This is a genomic window from Foliimonas ilicis (assembly GCF_039939195.1).
GTDB lineage: Bacteria > Pseudomonadota > Alphaproteobacteria > Rhizobiales > Rhizobiaceae > Foliimonas > Foliimonas ilicis.
The window spans coordinates 195,977-217,159 of the sequence record NZ_JBDUUH010000007.1 but is presented as its reverse complement, the minus strand read 5'-3'; the positions used below and the strand labels follow the sequence as shown (position 1 = coordinate 217,159).

The window sequence follows — 21,183 nt, the reverse complement described above, 5'->3', positions numbered from 1 at the left end:
GGCTTTAGACCGGGCGGACGAGAATGTGCCGCTTCTTGCCGACCGAAAGCTTCACCACACCGTCTGACGTAACATTGGCCGTGCCGATGCTCAGGCGATCATCCGAAACCGGCTGATCGTTCACGCGCACCGCGCCGCCCTGAATGTGACGGCGCGCTTCGCCGTTGGACGCAGCAAGTCCTGCCGTTACCAGCAGGGCCAGAATGCCGGTGCCATCTTCAAGCTGCGCCTTCGGCACATCGACGGTCGGAAGCGTGTCGGCAAAGGCGCCTTCCTCGAAGGTCTTGCGCGCGGTTTCAGCCGCTTCGTCTGCGGCTGCGCGGCCATGAAGCATGGCGGTCACTTCCGTCGCCAGCACCTTCTTGGCGTCGTTGATTTCCGAGCCGCCGAGAGCTGCCAGACGTGCGATCTCATCCAGAGGCATGGTCGTGTAGAGCTTCAGGAAGCGGCCGACATCGGCATCTTCCGTGTTGCGCCAGTACTGCCAGAAATCATAGGCCGAGAGCATGTCTGCATTCAGCCAGACCGCACCATTCAGCGACTTGCCCATCTTCGCGCCGGAAGAGGTGGTCAGCAGCGGCGAGGTCAGCGCATAAAGCTGCGGCGTGCCGAGCCGGTGGCCGAGATCGATACCGTTGACGATGTTGCCCCACTGATCCGAGCCGCCCATCTGCAGCTTTACGCCGTAACGATTGCTAAGCTCGACGAAATCGTAAGCCTGCAGGATCATGTAGTTGAATTCGAGAAACGACAGCGATTGATCGCGCTCGAGCCGCAGCTTCACGCTGTCGAAGCTCAGCATGCGGTTGACCGAGAAATGGCGGCCGACATCGCGCAGAAATTCGAGGTAGTTCAGCTTGAGCAGCCATTCCGCATTATTGACCATCAGTGCATCTGTTGGACCATCGCCGAATGTCAGATAGTTCGCGAAGACCTTCTTGATGCCGTCGATATTCTGCTGGATCGTCTCCGGTGTCATCAGCTTGCGGGCTTCATCCTTGAAGGACGGATCGCCCACCATGCCGGTGCCGCCGCCCATGAGCGCGACCGGGCGATGGCCGGTTTTCTGCATCCAATGCAGCATCATGATCTGGATCAGGCCGCCGGCGTGAAGGCTCGATGCGGTCGGATCGAAGCCGATATAGGCCGTCACAATTTCCTTCGCGAACAGTTCGTCGAGGCCGGAATCATCCGAGGTCTGGTGGATGAAGCCGCGCTCTGAAAGCGTGCGCAGGAAATCGGACTTGAAGTCGGACATGATCTTTTCTTTCGGCAAAACAGCGGACAACCGCAAATGGTTGGAATGCGGATCGCGGGCCTTTAGCATCCCGAGTGCCAGAATCACAAGTTTCCGGCGCAAACAAGGACATGTCTGCTATGCAGAAATTCATCGCCATCGGCCTGATGAGCGGCACATCGATGGACGGCATCGACGTGGCGGCGCTCGAAACCGATGGAGAAAGCTTTATAGAGGAAGGCCCGACGCTTTCGGTTTCCCATGATGCAGTTTTCCGCAGACGCATCGAACTGGCGCTGGAGACGGCAAAAGAAATCCGCACGAGAACGGAGCGGCCCGGCGATCTGGCCTCGCTGGAGAAGGCGCTTACCGAGCGCCATGCTGTTGCTGTTCGTGAATTCCTTCAAGCGCAAACGGGAAAATGGGCAAAGCCGGATGTGATCGGCTTTCACGGCCAGACCGTTTTGCACAGGCCGCAGGAAGCGCTGACCGTGCAGCTTGGTGACGGGGCATTGCTGGCTCGTGAGACGGCAATTCCAGTGGTTTACGACATGCGCGCCAACGATATGCTTCATGGAGGGCAGGGCGCGCCGCTGGTGCCTATTTATCATCAAGCACTAGCCGGTTCGTTGAAGCCACCCTATGCGGGCCGCTTCCCGGTCGTCTTCGTCAACATAGGCGGCATTTCGAATATTACCTATGTCGGAGCCAATGGCGATCCGGTCGCATTCGACACCGGACCCGGCAACACCTTGATCGACCAATGGGTGAGCAGCGAAGGCGGTGTTCCCTATGATGCCGGCGGGGCAATCGCCAGTGAAGGCGGCATCGTCCGTTCCGTGGTCGAGCAATATCTCGACAATCCGTTTTTCGAGAAAACCGGTCCGAAATCGCTGGACCGGAACGATTTCACGCTCGAAATCACGCGAAATCTCGAACTTTCAGACGGCGCGCGGACATTGGCCGCGGTTTCCGCGGAGGCAATTCTCAAATCCGCGCAGCATCTGCCGGAGAAGCCAAAGCTTTGGATCGTATGCGGCGGTGGGCGCAAGAACCCGCATATTGTAGGGGATTTGCGTTCCGGCGCTGCGAAAACCGGCGCAGACGTCATCGTCGCCGAAGATGCAGGCTTTGACGGCGACGCCACGGAAGCGCAGGCCTGGGCCTATCTGGCGGTTCGCTCGCGCCTCCGTCTGCCGCTGACATTTCCAAGCACGACCGGTTGCGCCGAGCCTGTGACGGGCGGTGTACTGGCCGAACCGGGATAGTCATTGAATTTTTATAAAAGCGTCACCCGCCCGACATGCGCTGCACCTAGCTCTGCTGCGTCCTGTCAATCACATCGGGTATCCCAAAATGCGACGCTCCCTTTTCATGGCTGCCGCCATATTCGCCTTGTCTTCGTCTTCCGCGCTTGCCGACGGCAAGGAGTTTTCGTCCAAGCTGGTCGGGCATGCGATCCTGACTGCGAACACGATCATCGCGGCACCTGAAAATGCGCCGGAACATCTGCGCACCTCCGGCAAGTTCTCGACGCCGGATCGTCTTCGCGCCGAAGGCCTGGGCACTGTTCCGGGCAAGGATGGCGTGCGTCCGACCGGGCTTTCGTTGCCTTTCGATGGTCAGCCCGTTCAGGGTTTCTCCGGTATCAAGGCGATGGAGGACGGCACGTTCTGGTCGATGTCGGACAATGGATTCGGCAACAAACTCAATTCGACGGACGCCGCACTGATGCTTCACCATCTGCGCTTCGACTGGGACAATGGCGAGGTTGAGCGCATCGATACGCTTTTCCTGACCGATCCCGACAAGAAGTCACCGTTTCCAATCGTTCTCGAAGGTTCGGACACGCGTTTCCTGACGGGTGGTGATTTCGATGTGGAATCGATCCAGCCGGTTGCCGATGGATTCTGGATTGGGGAGGAATTTGGACTCTACCTCCTGAAATTCGATCTCGAAGGCAAATTGACGGATGTGTTCGAAACGACTGTCGATGGCCAGCCCGTGCGCTCACCCGATCATCCGGCACTTGCATTGCCCGCAAATCCGACCGCGAAAATCCCGGCCTTCAATCTGAAGCGTTCCGGTGGCTTTGAGGGCCTTGCCATGTCGAAGGACGGCAGCAAGCTTTACGGACTGCTGGAAGGTCCGGTTTACGCAGAGGACGGCAAGGTCGAGCAGGTTGACGGAAAGACTGCGCTGCGCGTTATCGAATTCGATGTTGCAGATAAGAAATGGACGGGCCGTAGCTGGCTCTATCCGCTGGCCGAAGGCGGCGAGGCGATCGGCGATTTCAACATGATCAGCGAAACCGAGGGTTTGGTTATCGAGCGCGACAATGGCGCGGGCGTTGCCGCACAGGCTTGCGCGGATGCGAAGAACCCGACGCCCGATTGCTTCGCGACCCCGTCGAAGGTCAAGCGCATCTACAAAATAGCGTTCGGCGATGACAATGTCGGGCAGGCGCTGCGCAAGATCGGCTATATCGACCTTCTGAAAATCTCCGACCCCGACAACAAGAAGCGTCAGGGCGGCGGCGAAGGCTTTTACGACATGCCGTTCGTGACGATCGAGAATGTCGATCTGGTCGATGAGACGCACATCATCGTCGGCAATGACAACAATCTGCCGTTCTCGGCAGGCCGCGCGCTGGACAAGGCGGACGACAATGAATTCGTCCTGCTTGAAGTCGGTGAGTTCCTGAAAGCCGAATAATTTAGCCTGAAACGAAAAGGGCTCCTTCGCGGAGCCCTTTTTTGTCATCGGTTTAGCACGGGCGAAAGCCCGGCCTATTCGGTGTCTAATCCGCCATACTGGCGCACCAGATGCGCCATCTCGGTCGTGCCATCTGATTCAGTGCCGGTTTGCAATCCTTCCGCCACACCGGCGCGATCGGCGACTGGACGGTTCTGGCTGACCTTCCATTTGCCTTCGATGCTTGAAATGTCGATCTCGAGGCCGACAATGCCTTTGATCTGTGCCTGAATGAAGGCTTCGGGTGCGTCGCTGACCTGCCATGGTTCCGACCGCTTCGTCTCGTGACTTTCGGTCAATTCCGCGATCTGCGCGCGGAGCCAATCCTTGTCATCTATCACGCGTGCCCGACCACGGACCTGAACAATTGCGTAGTTCCAGGTCGGCACGACCTTTCCGGTCTCGCGCTTTGTTTCGTACCAGGATGGGGTCACATAGGTATCTGCGCCCTGAAAGACGACAAGTACCGGGATTTCCGGGTCATCGGCCAGCATGCGCCACTGCGGATTTGCCTTGGCAAGATGAGCGCGCAGTCGTCCGTTCGGCAAGACATCGGAGTCGAGCAGGAAGGGCAGTGGATTGGCGACCGGCCCTTCCTGCCCGTTCGAAACGAGCAGGCCGAGCGGGTGTGTACGGATCAGGGAGTGCAGGACGTCCAGCCGTGTTTCAACAAAATGAGGAGGCTGGTACATCGCTGTTCGTCCTTCTGTTTATCTCAAACGCTTTGGGCGGGGATCGGACAATTCGCCAGCCAGACGCCGGTCGAGATAATCCGCGCATTCTTCCAGCAGCAATTCGCTGTCATTGGAGAAGAAGTGGTTGGCGCCGGGCAGCGTCTTCTGCGTGATCGTGATGCCCTTTTGCGTGTGAAGCTTGTCGACCAGCCCCTGAACGTCCTTCGGCGGGGCAACCTTGTCGGCATCGCCGTGAATAATGAGGCCCGATGACGGGCAGGGCGCGAGGAACGAGAAGTCATATGTGTTCGGCTGCGGCGCGATGGAGATGAAGCCTTCGATCTCCGGGCGGCGCATCAGAAGCTGCATGCCGATCCATGAGCCGAACGAATAGCCCGCGACCCAGCAATTTTTCGAATCCGGGTGAAGCGACTGAATCCAGTCGAGTGCTGCCGCCGCATCGGACAATTCGCCCGTGCCGTGATCGAATTCGCCCTGGCTGCGGCCGATGCCGCGGAAATTGAAACGAAGCGTCGTGAAATCGCGCTTCTGAAACATGTAGAAAAGATCATAGACGATCTTGTTGTTCATCGTTCCGCCGAATTGCGGGTGCGGATGAAGGATGATAGCGATCGGCGCGTTCTTTTCCTTGGACGGCTGATAACGTCCTTCCAGACGACCAGCGGGACCGGCAAAAATGACCTCAGGCATAGAACACTCCAAATAACAGCAAAAACCGCGAAAGCCGGTTGGAACAATCACCTACTGGCCTTGACGCATGACTGGCGTCTTTTTAGAAGCTAGTTTAGAATTGTTCAAAACTGATGGGACTGATGCCCATCCGGCAAAGCGCGTAGATAGGACGGGTCGCCTTGTAATTTCAAGGAAATAACGCTTCCTGCCTGTTACGCCCGCTCTAAGGAACCAAATTCGACGAAAATGACCAGTCCGCGCGCCTATCTCGACTACAATGCAAGCGCACCGCTTCTCGATGCGGCGCGCGAAGCTGTGGTTGCGGCGCTGGATGTTTCGGCAAATCCGTCATCGGTTCACAGTGAAGGCCGGTTCGCGCGCCGTCTGATCGAAGATGCGCGTCGCGATGTGGCGGCACTCGTTGGTGCAAAGCCCGAACATGTCGTCTTCACATCCGGTGCGACCGAGGCCGCATCGACGCTGTTGTCGCCGGACTGGCAGATGGGACGCGGCGCGATCCGCATGTCGAAGCTCTATGTTTCGAGCGCCGAGCATCCATGCCTTTTGAATGGCGGTCGCTTCCAGCCTGAAAATATCGTGCTTGTCGGTGTTAATCGTGACGGGGTGATTGATCTGGCAGCGCTCGAAAGCGCTCTTTCCAGCCACGACAAGGCGCAAGGCCTGCCGCTTGTCGCCATTCATGTCGCCAATAATGAGACAGGCGTCGTCCAGCCTATCGAAAAGATCGCTGCAATCGTCAAAGCAGCCGGTGGCATACTCGTATTGGATGCGGTGCAGGCCGCTGGTCGAATTCCGCTCGATATTTCATCTGCTTGCGGCGATTATCTCATTCTTTCATCGCACAAGATCGGCGGTCCCAAGGGCGTTGGTGCGATTGTCGCTGCCTCTGATTTGATGATGCCGAAGCCGCTGGTTTCCGGGGGCGGGCAGGAGAAGGGGCATCGCGCAGGCACTGAAAATTTGACGGCCATTGCCGGTTTCGGCGCGGCAGCACGCGTTGCGAAAGAAACGCTTGGAGATATCGAACGCGTCCGCGCCTTGCGCGATATGATCGAAAACACCATCTTTTCAGTTGTTCCAGACGCGGAAATCTTTGGGAAAGGCGCAGAACGCCTTGCCAATACGTCATTCTTCGCTATTCCCGGCGTCAAAGCCGAAACAGCACAGATTGCGTTCGATCTGGCTGGCGTCGCGCTTTCGGCTGGCTCGGCCTGTTCGTCGGGCAAGGTTGGCCCGAGCCATGTTTTAAAGGCGATGGGCTTTGCGGAGAATACCGGCGCGTTGCGCGTGTCCATCGGCGCGGCGACGACCAAGGAAGAGATCGACCTGTTTGCTGCGGCGCTTGAAAAGCTTGCTGCCAGGCGGTCGGAGAAGAGCAAAGCCGCCTAAGCGGCTAAAAGTTTGGCCTTCGGGCTGTAAGCCGGTGCGTTTGGCGCTGGCCGGGTGAATTTCCGGTCGCCACGCACTATATTGAACTTACGCCGCATCTGCGGTGCCATAGTTTGAAAACGGCCGGGCCTTGACCTCGGCATGGATGGAGAACGCCGATGCCTGCTGTGCAGGAAACGATCGAGCAAGTCCGCAAGATCGATGTGGATCAGTATAAGTACGGTTTCGAAACCGAGATCGAAATGGACAAGGCTCCCAAGGGCCTTTCCGAAGACACGATCCGCTTCATTTCGAAGAAAAAGGACGAGCCGTCATGGATGCTTGAATGGCGTCTTGAGGCTTTCCGTCGCTGGTTGACGCTCGAAGAGCCGAACTGGGCGCGCGTCAATTATCCAAAGATCGATTTTCAGGACATTCACTATTACGCGGCGCCGAAAAGCACGCCTGGACCGACTTCGCTTGAAGATGTCGATCCCGAACTGCTGCGGGTTTACGAAAAGCTCGGCATTCCGCTGCGCGAGCAGGAAATTCTTGCCGGCGTTGAAAAGCCTGTAGATGACAGCGAAGAGCCGAGCGACAACGTCTATAAATCCGGCCGCGTTGCCGTCGATGCTGTGTTCGATTCCGTCTCGGTCGTCACGACCTTCAAGAAGGAACTGGCTGCTGCGGGCGTGATCTTCTGCTCGATTTCCGAGGCGATCCGCGAGCATCCGGAACTGGTCAAAAAGTATCTAGGCACCGTCGTTCCGACGACCGACAATTACTATGCGACGCTGAACTCTGCCGTTTTCACCGACGGTTCGTTCGTGTTTATACCCAAGGGCGTTCGCTGCCCGATGGAGCTTTCGACCTATTTCCGTATCAATGAAAAGAATACGGGCCAGTTCGAACGCACGCTGATCATCGCGGAAGAGGGCGCTTACGTCTCCTACCTCGAAGGCTGCACCGCGCCGCAGCGCGACGAAAACCAGCTTCATGCTGCGGTCGTCGAACTCGTTGCGCTCGACGATGCCGAGATCAAGTATTCGACGGTCCAGAATTGGTATCCGGGCGATGCGCAGGGCAAGGGCGGCATCTACAATTTCGTGACCAAGCGCGGCGATTGCCGCGGCGACCGCTCGAAGATTTCGTGGACGCAGGTCGAAACCGGCTCCGCGATCACATGGAAATACCCGTCCTGCATTCTGCGCGGCGACGATTCACGCGGTGAGTTCTATTCGATTGCCGTTTCGAACGGCCATCAGCAGATCGACAGCGGCACCAAGATGATCCATCTCGGCAAGAACACGTCGAGCCGCATCATTTCCAAAGGCATTGCTGCCGGGTTCTCGCAGAACACCTATCGCGGTCAGGTTTCCGCTCACCGCAAGGCATCGAACGCGCGTAACTTCACGCAGTGTGACTCCCTGCTGATCGGTGAGGAATGCGGCGCGCATACCGTGCCTTACATCGAAGCGAAGAACGCGACAGCTCAGTTCGAACACGAGGCGACGACTTCGAAAATTTCCGATGATCAGCTTTTCTACGTGATGCAACGCGGCATTCCGCAGGAAGAAGCGATTGCACTCATCGTCAATGGCTTCGTCAAGGAAGTCATCCAGAAATTGCCGATGGAATTCGCGGTCGAAGCCCAGAAGCTGATCGGAATTTCGCTCGAAGGCTCGGTCGGCTGATGGTCGAAAAGATCAACATCGATCAGAAATTCTCGCTGTTCAGTGAACAGTGGCGGCCGAAGGTCGTGGCTGAACTGAACGGTCAGGACGTGAAAGTGGTGAAGATCCAGGGAGAGTTTCCTTGGCACCAGCATGAGAATGAAGACGAGATGTTCTTTGTCTGGCGTGGCCAGATCCGTCTCGAATTCCGGGACCGTGCCGTTACGCTGAATGAAGGTGAAGCGCTTGTTGTGCCGCGCGGTGTGGAACACCGCCCAGTCGCCGACAGCGAAGCGCAAATTCTACTGTTCGAGCCTTCTAACGTTCGCAACACCGGCAATATTGTCGATGAAACCTACACGGCGCCCCAAGGCGCAACTGTCTGAAACGGATAATAATATGCTCGAAATCAGAAACCTGCATGCCAAGATCGCCGATACGGACACCGAGATCATTCGCGGTCTGAACCTTACCGTGAAGGCTGGCGAAGTCGCTGCCATCATGGGACCGAACGGTTCGGGAAAATCGACGCTTTCCTACATTCTTGCCGGTCGCCCAGATTATGAAGTGACCGAGGGCGAGATCCTCTACAATGGCGAGAGCATTCTTGAGATGGACCCTGCCGAGCGCGCTGCTGCCGGTATTTTCCTCGCTTTCCAGTATCCGATGGAGATACCGGGCGTTGCGACGATGGAGTTCCTGAAGGTTGCGATGAACGCCCAGCGCAAGGCGCGGGGCGAGCCGGAACTGAAAATTCCTGACCTGCTCAAGCGTGTGAAGGAAGAATCGGCAGGCCTCAACATGGATATGGCCATGCTGAAGCGTCCGCTGAATGTCGGCTTTTCGGGCGGCGAGAAGAAGCGCGCCGAAATCCTTCAGATGAAGCTCTTGGAGCCAAAGCTCTGCGTGTTGGACGAAACCGATTCCGGTCTCGACATCGATGCGCTCAAGATCGTTTCGGATGGCGTCAACGCTTTGCGCTCGCCAGACCGTGCGATTGTCGTCATCACGCATTATCAGCGACTGCTGGAGCACATCGTGCCCGACAGCGTGCATGTTCTCTACAAGGGTCAGGTGATCAAGTCCGGCGACAAGTCGCTGGCTTTGGAACTGGAAGAGAATGGCTATGCGGGTATCATCGAAGAGGCGGCATAGGTGAGTGTTATGAATTTTCATGCAAAGCCTGCGCGAACGCCTGCCGAAACCGCGTTGATCGACGCGTTCGGCGAGCGTCTTACGCATCTGCCGGGCGATGAAGCTGTCATGGTGAAGCGCGACGATGCGATCGAGGCTGTCAAGGCCGGCTTGCCGACGCGTCGTATCGAATCCTGGCATTACACAGATCTGCGTCGTCTGCTGACGACTGTTCCCGAATATGATGCGACGGCAAAGGCCGCGACGGTCACGCCGCTTCTGGCTGGTTCGTCTGTGTTCTCACTGCTGAATGGCAAGGCGCAGAAGACCTCGACGGTCGATGGCATCACCATACAGCCGCTTTCGGAAAAGCTTGGCGACGGCAGCTTCGCGGATGCACTTGACCGCTATGGCAGCGACGACGCAATTGGCGCGTTGAATGCGGCATTCGTTGCGGACGGTTATTTCCTCGATCTCGCTTCCGGCAGCAAATTCGAGGCCCCAATCGAGCTTCAGAATTTGCATGCAGGCGGGCAGACCCATGTGCGCCTTACAGTGCGTGTCGGCGATGAAGTTCAGGCGACAATCGTCGAGCGCCAGACCGGCAGCGAGGCGGCTTTCGTCACGTCCGTCAGCCAGCTTGTCGTGGGTGCGAATTCCGAAATTCTCTGGATTATCGTTCAGGAACAGCCGGAACAGTCCACGCATCTTGCGCAGTTCAAGGCCGAACTCGGCGAAAATGCTAAGCTCGTTCTGTTCATCCTCAATGCGGGCGGCAAGCTCGTCAGACAGGAAGTGCATGTCAACGCGACCGGCGAAGGCTCGGATTTCAAGCTGCGCGGCATCAATCTCCTGTCCGGCGATACGCATACGGATGTGACGATGGTGCTCGACCATTCAGTGCCGAACACGACATCGACGGAAGTCATCCGCAACGTCATTACCGGCCGGGCGCATGGCGTTTTTCAGGGCCGCATCAATGTTGCCAAATACGCGCAGAAGACCGACGCGAAGATGGCCTGCAACACGCTGCTTCTGTCGGATGATGGCGAGTTTTCCACCAAGCCGGAACTCGAAATCTTCGCGGATGACGTTCAGTGCGGCCACGGCGCGACTGTTACCGAGATCGACCACAATCATCTGTTCTATCTGATGGCGCGCGGCATCGACGAGAAGACCGCGCGCGGGCTGCTCGTGAAGGCATTCGTTGCAGAGGTTATCGAGGAACTGGAAGTCGAACCGGTGGTAGAAGCGCTGGAAGCGCGTCTGGACGACTGGTTTGTGGAACATGGCTAGTCTGACGGGCAATATCGCTGCCTATCTAGGAGACAGTTTCCGCGTGTTTCTGTTTCCGGCGACGACTATTCGAGAAGCTGCGGATCGCAACCTGCCCTGGGGGCAGATCGTGGGAGTAGCCGTGTTTCTGGTGATGGCCATCAATGTGGTCGACTGGGCGGCTTTCCGACTCATACAGAGCGTGGACGAGACGTTGGTGACGCCACTCGACATCGGGATGGCCACCGGCATCCTCACGTTTCTGGTGTGGCCCATCGTATATATTTTCGTCTCGGGCGCGATCCTGTTCGGGTTGACTAAAGCGATGGCTGGTCAGGGAACGGCGCGTCACCTGTATTCAGCGTTCCTTGTGCTCGTCGGATTTACGTTGGCGACGACGGTATTGCGTTTTCTCCTAGTGCTTTTCATGTGGTGGCGCGTCGATAACACGATGGGGGGCTCTCCGGAGCCGCTGTCCATGCTCTTCCTTCTGCTACAGATCGGTCCTGTCGTGGCATCCTGCATCTTGCTGAGCTACGCGATCCTGACATCGCGTTTTGGGGGAGTTCTGGGTTACGGACGGGCGATCTTGGCCGCGTTTGCCCATCTGGTCGTTCTGGTGGCCTTTGACATGTTCCGAGGCGAAGTCTTGCTAGGCGGCTCTTCTCGCAGCCCGGTTGACATCATGTCGACCCTCTACAGGGTGATTTAATGAGTTACGACGTCGAAAAGATCAGGCGCGATTTCCCTATCCTGTCGCGGGAAGTCTATGGCAAGCCGCTCGTCTATCTGGACAATGGCGCTTCTGCTCAGAAGCCCAATGCCGTCATCGACGCCATCGATCACGCCTACCGCAATGAATATGCAAACGTTCATCGCGGCCTGCATTTCTTGTCTAACGCCGCCACCGATGCGTATGAAAAGGCGCGTGAAACTGTTCGCCGCTTTCTGAATGCGGGCAGCGTGGACGAGATCGTCTTTACCAGCAACACGACCTCGGCGATCAACACCGTTGCCTATGGCTACGGCATGCCGAATATCGGTGCTGACGATGAAATCCTGATCTCCATCATGGAGCATCACTCCAATATCGTGCCGTGGCATTTTATTCGTGAACGGCAGGGCGCGAAGCTTGTCTGGGTGCCGGTGGACGATCAGGGTGTGTTCCATATCGAGGAATTCGAAAAACGCCTGACGGACCGCACCAAGCTGGTCGCGATCACCCATATGTCCAACGCGCTCGGCACCATCACGCCGATCAAGGAAATCGTGCGCCTCGCGCATGCGCGTGGCATTCCGGTTCTGGTCGATGGCAGCCAGAGTGCTGTGCATATGCCGATCGACGTTCAGGATCTGGACTGCGATTTCTTCGTGTTCACCGGCCACAAGGTATACGGGCCAAGCGGCATTGGCGTGCTTTATGGAAAGCGCGAGATGCTGGAGCGCATGCGGCCCTTCCAGGGCGGCGGCGAGATGATCCTCGACGTGACCGAGGACAATGTGACCTACAACGATCCGCCGCACCGTTTCGAGGCTGGCACGCCGCCGATCGTGCAGGCAATCGGACTGGGTGCTGCACTCGATTATATGGACAGTGTCGGACGTGAGGCGATTGCCGCACACGAGGCCGACCTCAAGAATTATGCGCATGAGCGCCTGCGATCCATCAATTCGTTGCGCATTTTCGGCGATGCGCCGGACAAGGGTGCCATAGTATCGTTCGAATTGCAGGGTATTCATGCCCATGACGTTTCGATGGTCATCGACAGGGCAGGTGTCGCGGTTCGCGCGGGAACGCATTGCGCGCAGCCTCTGTTGAAACGTTTCGGTGTGACATCTACATGCAGAGCATCCTTCGGGATGTATAATACGCGCGCCGAGGTAGATGCTTTGGTCGAAGCGCTTGAAAAAGCGCGGAAGTTTTTCGGGTGATGATGATGGACGAATTGACGCCAGAAACCGCAGAGATCAAGCCCGACGAGAGCTTGAGCGGCAAAGTTTCGGCCTCCGCAATCCCGGAAGACGAGCTTGCGCGCCTGACGGACGACATCGTCTCGGCGCTGAAAACCGTCTACGATCCTGAAATTCCAGCGGATATTTACGAACTCGGCCTCATCTACAAGATCGACATCGAAGACGACCGCTCGGTCAAGATCGATATGACCCTGACAGCGCCAGGCTGCCCCGTTGCCGGTGAAATGCCGGGCTGGGTGCAGAATGCAGTTGGTGCCGTCGAAGGTGTTTCGAATGTCGAAGTCGCCATGACGTTCGACCCGCCATGGACGCCGGATCGCATGTCCGAAGAGGCGCAGGTTGCCGTCGGCTGGTACTAGGTAGACGCCGGATGGTGGAAATCGGCTTGTATCGAGCGTCGATATTCACCATTTTTAGGTTACAATGAATCATTCCGCAGGCCTTGAACCTGCCGAGAGTGGAGACTGACATGGGACGTTTCGCCGTCATTACCGTAACTGAAAAAGCCGCAGATCGCGTTCGCGAGATCGTTTCTGCGCGGCCCAACGCAGTCGGAATCCGCCTTGGCATCAAAAAAGGCGGCTGCGCGGGTATGGAATATACGGTCGATCTGGTGACCGAGCCTAATCCGAAAGACGACCATGTCGAACATGCCGGTGCGAATGTCTATGTCGCGCCGGAAGCTGCACTTTTCCTGTTCGGCACGCAGATGGATTTCGAAACGACGACGCTGCGCACCGGCTTCACTTTCACTAATCCGAATCAGAGTTCGGCGTGCGGTTGCGGCGAATCCGTGGAATTGAAGCCTGCCGATCTCAAAGCATTGGCGGAAGCGCGGTCGCAGAGCGCCGCTTAATCCACCCATAGCTTTCGGCGCTTGTGCCAATCGGCAATCGATTCTTCCGGGTACAGGTCGAATTTCTTGTCCTTCTTGCCGATATCAGGCTCTACCCATTCCGCCTTGTATTTCAGCATCAGATGCACGCGTTCGGGCGGCGCGGGCAATTCCGTGTCTATCGCGGACGCAAAGGGGTGCACAAATTCCGGCCAGCTCGGATCGAAAAGCCAGAGCGCTGATCCGCATTTCTTACAAAACCGCCGCTCACCCGACGATGTTTCGCCTTTCGGGTGCTCATCATCATGGATTTCGGCGCGGTAAAGTCCGAGATCGCGTTTACCTTTGATTTCAAGCGTGGACGCGTCTGCGCCCAGGTTGATCGCATAGCCGCCTCCGCCTTGCTGCTTGCGGCAGATCGAGCAGTAGCAAAGCTGATAGGGAACCGGCGTATTGCTTTGCACCTTGAATTTTATCGCTCCGCAACGGCAAGAGCCTTCGAGCAACATGGGCATTCTGTATCCTTCCGTGTTTGGATGAAAACGCCGGAGCTGGAACAAGGTTTCTGGCCAGAAGCTTTTTGACGGAATATCGTGCAGGAAAGGAAGCGCCCATGACGAATGACGACATTGCCGACATGTTTTCCGGCCTCGGACCAATCACCATCAGACGCATGTTCGGCGGCAAGGGCATTTACCACCAAGGCCTGATCGTCGCGCTTGAGGTGGATGGCGAGGTTTTGCTGAAAGCGGACGCCGAGAGCCAAGGCGAATTTGCCGACGCGGGCGCGCGGCAATGGGCCTATGAGGGCAAGAAAAAGCCAATCGTCATGCCCTATTGGTCGATCCCCGAAGCCGCTTATGACGACCCCGAGGAAATGACGATCTGGACGCGCAAAGCCTATGAGGCAACGCTGCGCGCCAAGAAGTAAGGCTAAAGCGCGCGTGCGATCTTGGCGGCAAGCCGCGCATTGTTTTCGACCAGCGCGATATTGGTCTTCAGGCTCTCGCCATTCGTCAATTCGAGGATTTTCGCCAGCAGGAACGGCGTCACAGCCTTGCCTGAAATTTTCTGCTCGTCGGCGGCTTTTTGCGCCTTCGCGATATGTTCGGCCATGATTTCGGGCACGATTTCGGATGCTTCCGGCACCGGATTGGTAATCAGCATGCCGCCCTTTATGCCGAGCGCTGCACGGGTCGCATAAAAATTCGCGATCGCTTCTGCCGTATCGAGACGCAGGGGCGCAGCAAATGGCGAGCTGCGCGACCAGAAGGCGGGCACCACATCCGAACCGTAAGCAACGACCGGCACGCCGCGCGTTTCCAGAACTTCCAGCGTCTTTTCGATGTCTAGGATAGCTTTTGCGCCGGCTGAAACAACGATGACGGGCGTCTGCGACAATTCATCGAGATCGGCCGAGATGTCGAAGGTCTTTTCCGCGCCCTTGTGAACGCCGCCAATGCCGCCGGTCGCGAATACGCGTATGCCTGCGAGATGCGCTGCAATCATTGTTGCGGCGACAGTCGTGCCGCCGGTGCGCTTTTGCGAAACGGCGAACGCCAGATCTGCGCGCGAAAGCTTCATCGCGCCTTGCTCCTGCGCCAGCGCCTCGCGCTCTGCTTCGGAAAGGCCGATCTTGATACGGCCGCCCACGACCGCAATCGTTGCCGGGACCGCGCCTTCCTCGGCAATGATACGCTCTACATTGCCCGCCATCGTCGCATTGTCTGGGAACGGCATGCCATGCGTGATGATCGTGCTTTCCAGCGCAACAACTGGCTTTCCAGCCGCGAGCGCTTCGGCGACCGGCGCATGGATATCGATGAAGGGGCGGGCGGTTTCAGGCGTCATTGGTCTCTCCGAATTGCGCTTCCTCTTGCAGGCTCGCAGCCTCCGGTACAAGAGCCAGAACTGCTTCAAATGCCTGGCGTGACATTTTGGGTGCGGCAGAGCGATCTTCGAGCGCCAGCAGGCTTGCCGCCACGCCTTCGCGAAGTGCTGCGCGAAACGGCAGGCCGCGCATCAGGGCAGCACTTGTAGCGCCGGCCAGCGCGTCTCCGGCGCCTGTTACATCTTCAACAATGCGCGGCGCGGGCGGCGTAAGCGAAAACACGCCATCCGCATCAAACGCGATCATCGCGTCGGCGCCGGATGTGACGACGCCGCGTTTCAAGCCGCTTTCACGCAAGGCTTCCACAAGTTCGGCTGCGTCTGTCCCACTATAATGCGTCAGAGCTGCCGCCTCGCGCCCGTTCATGAAGAGGCAGGAAAGCCTGTCCAGAGCACCTGAAAAACGCACGATCTTGGCGGGCGATACGCCAATCGCGAAAACCGGCTTTTCTCCGGCAAGCGCTGTCAGCGCCTCCACCGCTTTGGCGGGAAGATTGGCATCGCACAGGATGGCGTCCGCCGCATCGACCGCCTCACGCAGCTTTGCGCGCCGCATCTGCTTGGGAAAAGCGAGGTCGTAGAGGCTCATATCGGCAAGTGCGGCGATCACATCGCCATTCTCGTCGAGCAGCGCCGTGTAAGAAGGTGTCGCCCGATCCAGAAAAACCACCGAGTGATCGGTGATTCCGGCTGCTTCGGCTGCCTTGGACACGGATTCTCCCGCAGAATCGCCGCCGCGAACCGAGATCAATGTGCCCCGCACTTCGCGCTGCACCGCGCAGCGCAGCGCATTGAAACCACCACCGCCGACATCTTCCATCATGGTGCCGGGGTTAGAAGCACCTGGAATATAGGCGCCCGAAACCTGTCCGCGCCGGTCGATATGCGCGCCGCCAACGGTCAGAAGAAGGGGAAGTGTCATGGCAAAATTCCGTGAACGAACACGCCGGACCTTACGTAGACTGACCCGGCCGGGCAACATGATTGAGCGAATCGGCTTTGTGGCGGAATTTGTGAGTATCCGCTTCGAAGCAGGTTTCGGGATTTATCGAGCGGTGCGAAGACAAAAATAGAACAAAATCGAATAATTGTTTATTTTCAATATCTTGAGTGCTATTGCAAAAATAGAACAAAATGGGTACAAAAGAAAAAGGTTTCCGGAGCTTACCGGACTTCATTGACGAGCAAGGGGTGATGTATCATGGCTCAGAATTCATTGCGGCTTGTAGAGGAAAAATCGGTGGACAAATCTAAGGCTCTGGATGCCGCGCTCTCGCAGATCGAGCGTGCTTTCGGCAAGGGCTCGATCATGCGGCTCGGCGCCAACGAAAAGATCGTCGAGATCGAAACGGTCCCGACCGGTTCGCTCGGGCTCGACATTGCTCTCGGCGTCGGTGGTTTGCCGCGTGGCCGTATCGTTGAAATTTACGGGCCTGAAAGCTCGGGCAAGACGACCCTTGCGCTGCACACGGTGGCAGAAGCGCAGAAAAAGGGCGGCATTTGCGCCTTCGTCGATGCGGAACATGCGCTGGACCCGGTTTATGGGCGCAAGCTCGGCGTCGATCTCGAAAACCTCCTGATCTCTCAGCCCGACACCGGCGAGCAGGCTCTGGAAATCTGCGACACGCTGGTTCGTTCCGGTGCGATTGATGTGCTGGTGGTCGATTCGGTTGCCGCACTCACACCGCGTGCTGAAATCGAAGGCGAGATGGGCGATTCGCTGCCGGGTCTTCAGGCTCGTCTGATGAGCCAGGCGCTGCGCAAGCTTACCGCTTCGATCTCTCGTTCGAATACGATGGTCATCTTCATCAACCAGATCCGCATGAAGATCGGCGTTATGTTCGGTTCGCCGGAAACGACTACCGGCGGGAACGCGCTGAAGTTCTATGCGTCGGTTCGTCTCGATATTCGCCGCATCGGTTCGGTCAAGGATCGCGACGAGGTCGTCGGCAACCAGACCCGCGTCAAGGTCGTGAAGAACAAGCTTGCGCCGCCCTTCAAGGTCGTCGAATTCGACATCATGTATGGCGAAGGCGTTTCCAAGACGGGCGAACTGGTCGACCTTGGCGTCAAAGCTGGTGTGGTCGAGAAGTCGGGCGCATGGTTCTCGTATAATTCGCAGCGTCTCGGGCAGGGCCGTGAAAATGCGAAGACCTTCCTCAAGGAAAATCCCGACACGGCGCGCGAGATCGAACTGGCGCTTCGTCAGAACGCCGGGCTTATAGCCGAGAAGTTCCTTGAAGAGGACCGCTCCGTAGATGAAGGCCCGAGTGAAGGTTTCGACGACGCGGCAAATCAGTAAATTTCACTGGTTTCCCTTTTCAAAGCCGCCGGTTTCGTCCGGCGGCTTTTTTCATGGCGCGGGCACTGAATTTCGATTCAGCGTTGTTGCGTGCTGTTTCTGGACAGGTTCGGGCGCTGACGTTAAAAGGCCATGTCCAATTTCCGCCTTTTTCGATGGCGGGCTTTTCACAAAGGCAATGACATGAGCGGCGTAAACGAAATCCGGTCGACTTTTCTCGACTATTTCCGCAAGAATGGCCACGAAGTCGTGCCATCGAGCCCGCTCGTTCCGCGTAACGATCCGACCCTCATGTTCGTCAACGCCGGCATGGTGCAGTTCAAGAACGTGTTTACGGGTCTGGAGACCAGAAACTATTCGCGCGCTACGACCTCGCAGAAATGCGTTCGTGCGGGTGGTAAGCACAACGACCTCGACAATGTCGGCTACACCGCACGTCACCACACCTTTTTCGAGATGCTCGGCAATTTCTCGTTCGGCGATTACTTCAAAGAAAACGCGATCGAACTCGCTTGGAACCTGCTGACCAAGGAATTCGGCCTTCCCAAGGATAAGCTTCTCGTCACGGTCTATCATACCGATGACGAGGCTGCGGATTACTGGAAGAAAATTGCGGGCCTTTCCGATGATCGTATCATTCGCATCGCGACCAGCGATAATTTCTGGGCGATGGGCGATACGGGTCCGTGCGGTCCGTGCTCGGAAATCTTTTTCGATCATGGCGAAAACATTTTCGGTGGTCCTCCGGGCAGCGCCGATGAGGATGGCGATCGGTTCATTGAAATATGGAACCTCGTCTTCATGCAGTTCGAGCAACTGTCGAAGGAAGAGCGGGTCGCGCTGCCCCGTCCATCCATCGATACCGGCATGGGCCTTGAGCGCGTCGCCGCCGTCCTTCAGGGCGAGCACGACAATTACGACATCGATCTCTTCCGCGCGCTGATCCGCGCCTCTGAGGAAGCGACCGGCGTAAAGGCAGAGGGCAAGAACCGCGCGAGCCATCGCATCATCGCCGACCATCTGCGTGCATCGAGCTTCCTGATTGCCGATGGTGTTCTGCCGTCGAATGAGGGCCGCGGCTACGTGCTGCGCCGGATCATGCGCCGCGCCATGCGCCATGCGCAGTTGCTTGGTGCCGAACAGCCATTGATCTGGCGTCTGGTTCCGGCGCTGGTGCGCGAGATGGGGCAGGCTTATCCCGAGCTTATCCGTGGTCAGGCGCTGATCACCGAAACGCTGAAGCTTGAGGAGACCCGTTTCCGCAAGACGCTCGCGCGCGGCCTGACGCTTCTGAACGATGCCAGCGAAAATCTTGGCAAGGGTGATCGGCTGGACGGCGAGACAGCCTTCAAGCTTTACGACACCTACGGTTTCCCGCTCGATCTCACGCAGGACGCACTTCGCCAGCGCGATGTGACGGTAGATCTGGACGGCTTCAACGCCGCAATGCAGCGTCAGAAAGCCGAAGCGCGCGCCAACTGGTCCGGCTCCGGCGACGCCGCGACCGAAAAAGTCTGGTTCTCCGTGAAGGACAAGGCAGGCGTGACCGAATTCCTGGGCTACGACACCGAACAGGCCGAAGGCGTCGTTCTGGCACTGATCAAGGACGGTTCTGAAGTCGATAGCGCTGCACAAGGCGATGCGATCGGCGTGGTCGTCAACCAGACGCCGTTCTATGGCGAATCAGGTGGACAGATGGGTGACACCGGCACGATCGAAGGCGATGATTTCTCGATAGAGATCACCGATACGCTGAAGAAGGGCGACGGGCTTTTCGTGCATTACGGCAACGTTGTCAGCGGTAGTGTAAAAACCGGTGCCGAGGTGGAGTTGAAGGTCAATTCGGCACGCCGCACGCGGCTGCGTTCCAACCACTCCGCCACGCATCTCGTGCACGAAGCCTTGCGCGAAGTGCTCGGAACCCATGTCGCGCAGAAGGGATCGCTCGTGGCACCCGAAAGACTGCGCTTCGATTTTTCGCATCCGAAGCCGATTTCGGCTGCCGAACTTGAGCGGATCGAAGAGATCGCCAACCAGATCATCGTTCAGAACAGCCCTGTCACGACGCGGTTGATGAGCGTCGATGATGCTATTGCCGAAGGCGCGATGGCACTATTCGGCGAAAAATATGGCGATGAGGTTCGTGTCGTCTCGATGGGCAAGGTGCCCTCTGGTGACGATTCCGGAAAGCCTTACTCCGTCGAGCTCTGCGGTGGCACACATGTCGGCGCCACCGGCGACATCGGTTTCGTGCGGCTGCTTGGAGAAAGCGCGGTTGCCGCTGGCGTCCGCCGCATCGAAGCGCTGACCGGTGAGGACGCACGCAAGCATCTGGACGAACAGGACCGCAGGCTGAAATCGGTCGCCGCCGCACTTAAAGTGTCGCCATCCGACGCGCTGGCACGCGTCGAGGCGCTGGTCGATGAGCGCCGCAAGCTCGAAAAAGAACTGACCGACGCGCGCAAGAAACTCGCACTCGGCGGCGGGGCTGGCGGTGCACCAAGCGAAGGCGAGACGGTAGCCGGTGTAGGCTTCCTCGGACGTGTCGTCTCTGGCGTTTCTCCGAAGGATTTGAAGCCGCTTGCTGACGATGCAAAGAAGTCGGTCGGTTCAGGTGTCGTCGTCTTCGTCGGCGTTGGCGAGGATGAGAAAGCAAGCGTCGTCGTTGCCGTTACCGCAGATTTGACGGAGAAATTCAGTGCCGTCGAACTCGTCCGCATCGCTTCAGCAGCACTTGGCGGGCAGGGCGGCGGTGGACGTGCCGATATGGCGCAGGCTGGCGGCCCTGATGGTACCAAGGCCCAAGATGCGGTCGATGCAGTGCGTGCGGTGCTAGCAGGCTGATATAAAGACGAAGAGCGAAATTCAAATAAAAAGGCCGCCAATTTGGCGGCCTTTTTATTAAACTGACAACGTAAGTTAGTCGTTCCAAACCGGCATTGCGCCGACCGCTGCGGCGTCCGCGTTCAGCACGAGCCTGTCATTCTGCTTGGTAAACTGATCGAACGGGATCACGACGTCCCGGTCGGCATAACCGCCTTTGCCGTCGAAATCGACGACGAGTGCGGTTGGCGTGTTTGCAGCCGTACCGACGACTTCTTCTATGTCGCCAATCTTGGTGCCGTCCGCTGCGTAGACATTCCAATCATCGACCTGATCTGCGGTCGCGCTGAATGCGGATACCTGCACATTGTCCTCGATCTCCACCAAGGCACCCTGGGCAAGGGCAGTGCCTGCAAACAAGCCGGAGATTAGAAGGGCGGCAGAAAATTTTCTAGCGAACATGATAGCTCCTGATTTTACACCATAACAAAATGGTTCGGGTCGCAAAAAGTTCGATGCAATTACGAAAA

At 57.6% G+C, this 21,183-nt stretch carries 21 protein-coding genes; 14 read left to right on the top strand and 7 right to left on the bottom strand.

The features are described from left to right. Positions 1-4: 4 nt before the first annotated feature. Entirely contained in the window at positions 5-1,258 is a 1,254-nt protein-coding gene (gene tyrS / locus ABFT80_RS16925; RefSeq protein ID WP_347973095.1) for a tyrosine--tRNA ligase, read from the bottom strand. Positions 1,259-1,377: 119 nt separating this feature from the next. Here tyrS and ABFT80_RS16920 point away from each other — a divergent pair, with 119 nt between their 5' ends. Together ABFT80_RS16920 and ABFT80_RS16915 are read left to right on the top strand one after the other, a co-directional pair. Beyond that, positions 1,378-2,505, top strand: a complete 1,128-nt coding sequence (locus ABFT80_RS16920; RefSeq protein WP_347973094.1) for an anhydro-N-acetylmuramic acid kinase — start codon at positions 1,378-1,380, stop codon at positions 2,503-2,505. 106 nt (positions 2,506-2,611) lie between these two features. Then, positions 2,612-3,952 carry an esterase-like activity of phytase family protein gene (locus tag ABFT80_RS16915; protein WP_455189956.1) on the top strand — a complete coding sequence of 447 codons (1,341 nt, stop codon included), beginning with the start codon at positions 2,612-2,614 and terminating at the stop codon, positions 3,950-3,952. Between the two features lie 74 nt (positions 3,953-4,026). Here the strand turns inward: ABFT80_RS16915 and ABFT80_RS16910 are convergent, their stop codons facing one another. Both ABFT80_RS16910 and ABFT80_RS16905 read right to left on the bottom strand, forming a co-directional pair. Further along, positions 4,027-4,683 carry an FMN-binding negative transcriptional regulator gene (locus tag ABFT80_RS16910; RefSeq protein ID WP_347973092.1) on the bottom strand — a complete coding sequence of 219 codons (657 nt, stop codon included), beginning with the start codon at positions 4,681-4,683 and terminating at the stop codon, positions 4,027-4,029. Between the two features lie 18 nt (positions 4,684-4,701). Further along, positions 4,702-5,376: an alpha/beta hydrolase gene (locus tag ABFT80_RS16905; protein ID WP_347973091.1), complete on the bottom strand. Its 675-nt coding sequence runs from the start codon at positions 5,374-5,376 to the stop codon at positions 4,702-4,704. A gap of 228 nt (positions 5,377-5,604) precedes the next feature. Between ABFT80_RS16905 and ABFT80_RS16900 the strand changes: the two genes are divergently transcribed. The 9 genes from ABFT80_RS16900 to sufA all read left to right on the top strand — a co-directional run bounded on the left by ABFT80_RS16900 (position 5,605) and on the right by sufA (position 13,659). Then, positions 5,605-6,768 carry a cysteine desulfurase family protein gene (locus tag ABFT80_RS16900; protein WP_347973090.1) on the top strand — a complete coding sequence of 388 codons (1,164 nt, stop codon included), beginning with the start codon at positions 5,605-5,607 and terminating at the stop codon, positions 6,766-6,768. A 158-nt stretch (positions 6,769-6,926) separates the two neighbouring features. Further along, positions 6,927-8,441, top strand: a complete 1,515-nt coding sequence (gene sufB, locus ABFT80_RS16895) for a Fe-S cluster assembly protein SufB (RefSeq protein WP_347973089.1) — start codon at positions 6,927-6,929, stop codon at positions 8,439-8,441. Next, on the top strand, positions 8,441-8,806 hold the full coding sequence (locus tag ABFT80_RS16890; RefSeq protein ID WP_347973088.1) for a cupin domain-containing protein: 366 nt from the start codon (positions 8,441-8,443) through the stop codon (positions 8,804-8,806). Before sufB ends, ABFT80_RS16890 begins: the two co-directional genes overlap by 1 nt. Before the next feature lie 13 nt (positions 8,807-8,819). Beyond that, positions 8,820-9,575: a Fe-S cluster assembly ATPase SufC gene (sufC, locus tag ABFT80_RS16885; RefSeq protein ID WP_347973087.1), complete on the top strand. Its 756-nt coding sequence runs from the start codon at positions 8,820-8,822 to the stop codon at positions 9,573-9,575. A 9-nt stretch (positions 9,576-9,584) separates the two neighbouring features. Next, positions 9,585-10,850 (top strand): Fe-S cluster assembly protein SufD, encoded by a 1,266-nt coding sequence (sufD, locus tag ABFT80_RS16880; protein WP_347973086.1) that lies wholly within the window; start codon positions 9,585-9,587, stop codon positions 10,848-10,850. Then, positions 10,843-11,541: a hypothetical protein gene (locus ABFT80_RS16875; protein ID WP_347973085.1), complete on the top strand. Its 699-nt coding sequence runs from the start codon at positions 10,843-10,845 to the stop codon at positions 11,539-11,541. Before sufD ends, ABFT80_RS16875 begins: the two co-directional genes overlap by 8 nt. After that, positions 11,541-12,761 carry a cysteine desulfurase gene (locus ABFT80_RS16870; RefSeq protein ID WP_347973084.1) on the top strand — a complete coding sequence of 407 codons (1,221 nt, stop codon included), beginning with the start codon at positions 11,541-11,543 and terminating at the stop codon, positions 12,759-12,761. The genes ABFT80_RS16875 and ABFT80_RS16870 overlap by 1 nt, the downstream gene beginning before the upstream one ends. Before the next feature lie 5 nt (positions 12,762-12,766). After that, positions 12,767-13,162, top strand: a complete 396-nt coding sequence (locus tag ABFT80_RS16865; RefSeq protein WP_347973166.1) for an SUF system Fe-S cluster assembly protein — start codon at positions 12,767-12,769, stop codon at positions 13,160-13,162. A gap of 110 nt (positions 13,163-13,272) precedes the next feature. After that, positions 13,273-13,659, top strand: coding sequence for a Fe-S cluster assembly scaffold SufA (sufA, locus tag ABFT80_RS16860; protein WP_347973083.1), 387 nt, complete (start codon positions 13,273-13,275; stop codon positions 13,657-13,659). Here sufA and ABFT80_RS16855 read toward each other — a convergent pair. Next, a complete protein-coding gene (locus ABFT80_RS16855) occupies positions 13,656-14,153 on the bottom strand; it encodes a GFA family protein (protein WP_347973082.1) in 498 nt (165 codons plus the stop codon). The two genes, sufA and ABFT80_RS16855, sit on opposite strands and share 4 nt — an antisense overlap. Before the next feature lie 98 nt (positions 14,154-14,251). On the opposite strand from ABFT80_RS16855, the gene ABFT80_RS16850 reads away from it, so the two are divergent. Then, a complete protein-coding gene (locus ABFT80_RS16850) occupies positions 14,252-14,569 on the top strand; it encodes a TfoX/Sxy family protein (RefSeq protein WP_347973081.1) in 318 nt (105 codons plus the stop codon). 2 nt (positions 14,570-14,571) lie between these two features. Here ABFT80_RS16850 and ABFT80_RS16845 read toward each other — a convergent pair whose 3' ends face one another. Both ABFT80_RS16845 and ABFT80_RS16840 read right to left on the bottom strand, forming a co-directional pair. Beyond that, complete coding sequence (locus ABFT80_RS16845; RefSeq protein WP_347973080.1) at positions 14,572-15,489, bottom strand: pseudouridine-5'-phosphate glycosidase; 918 nt, start codon at positions 15,487-15,489, stop codon at positions 14,572-14,574. Continuing rightward, complete coding sequence (locus tag ABFT80_RS16840; RefSeq protein ID WP_347973079.1) at positions 15,479-16,450, bottom strand: carbohydrate kinase family protein; 972 nt, start codon at positions 16,448-16,450, stop codon at positions 15,479-15,481. The genes ABFT80_RS16845 and ABFT80_RS16840 overlap by 11 nt, the downstream gene beginning before the upstream one ends. Positions 16,451-16,729: 279 nt before the next feature. Between ABFT80_RS16840 and recA the strand changes: the two genes are divergently transcribed. Both recA and alaS read left to right on the top strand, forming a co-directional pair. Beyond that, the gene (recA, locus tag ABFT80_RS16835) at positions 16,730-17,830 is read left to right on the top strand and encodes a recombinase RecA (protein WP_347973078.1); all 1,101 of its coding nucleotides are present in this window, start codon (positions 16,730-16,732) and stop codon (positions 17,828-17,830) included. 183 nt (positions 17,831-18,013) lie between these two features. Then, entirely contained in the window at positions 18,014-20,674 is a 2,661-nt protein-coding gene (gene alaS / locus ABFT80_RS16830) for an alanine--tRNA ligase (protein ID WP_347973077.1), read from the top strand. A 75-nt stretch (positions 20,675-20,749) separates the two neighbouring features. Here alaS and ABFT80_RS16825 read toward each other — a convergent pair whose 3' ends face one another. Next, entirely contained in the window at positions 20,750-21,115 is a 366-nt protein-coding gene (locus ABFT80_RS16825) for a PRC-barrel domain-containing protein (protein WP_347973076.1), read from the bottom strand. Positions 21,116-21,183: the final 68 nt, after the last annotated feature.